The 858-nt window shown below is 45.7% G+C and carries 1 protein-coding gene; it reads left to right on the top strand.

From position 1 onward, the window contains the following. On the top strand, window positions 1–858 hold an 858-nt coding region (locus tag A3756_RS28090), incomplete at both ends, for a hypothetical protein (RefSeq protein ID WP_197481432.1).

The raw sequence follows: 858 nt of genomic DNA, 5'->3' as shown, positions 1-858 counted from the left end.
AAGCCCTATCATAATAAAGAACTAATCGCCCGCGTAGAAAGTCAGCTAAGCGTAAGAAGGTGCTGGATCGCGAACCAGGAAAACCAGAAGCTTCGCAACGAGATCGCTAAACGAGAAGCCCTGGAAGAAGAGTTATCCGAACTTAATTCGAAGTTGCTTAACGTTCTGGATATTAGTGAAGAACTTATTATCGTCATCAACGAGCAACTCAATATTGCTTACACGAATGATAGAGCGCTACAAGAATTTAGCCACAAACTTGGTGAATCATCCGAGTCCAGCCTACTAGGGCGCCCCATTAGCGACTTCGTTTTGCCAGAGCTACTCTCTCAACTGGAGAAAGCGTTAGTCGAAAAGCCCGATTCGGCCTACTCAATAGACTTGATGAGTGAACCCGGCGAGCAGGCTGTATGGCACGCTTCCATCAAATACGTTAACGAGTCCGGTCAACCTTATTTAGCCTTGGTTATCGACCAAAGAGAACTGTCGCCAGAACAGGTTGAAGGTAAGCCTTTACAGACTGATAATGCCCTGGCAGCACTAACTCATGAGCTGAGCGAAAGTCGGCGTAAAATCAATGAAATTGAAGGGGCACTAAGGCATGTTCTCATTGATCCTGATCATGCGGGAGAGCAAATCAGTGAACAAATAGGCGATACAGACTCAGTTCAATATATAGACTCTCCTCCAGCTCTTGAACACGATGATAAAACCGAATTTGATGGCAAAGAGCTTATTGTCGAACTGTTGAGGAACTCACTAAATATTTGGGAGCGCTCAACAAATAAGACAAAGGTTGACCTGGCAGAGCAAAGTCGCTGCTGGCGTGTATACGTGGACGGCACCACGGTTAAAACT

This window comes from Oleiphilus sp. HI0086, from assembly GCF_001635225.1.
This window is presented reverse-complemented; position numbering and strand designations above follow the sequence as displayed.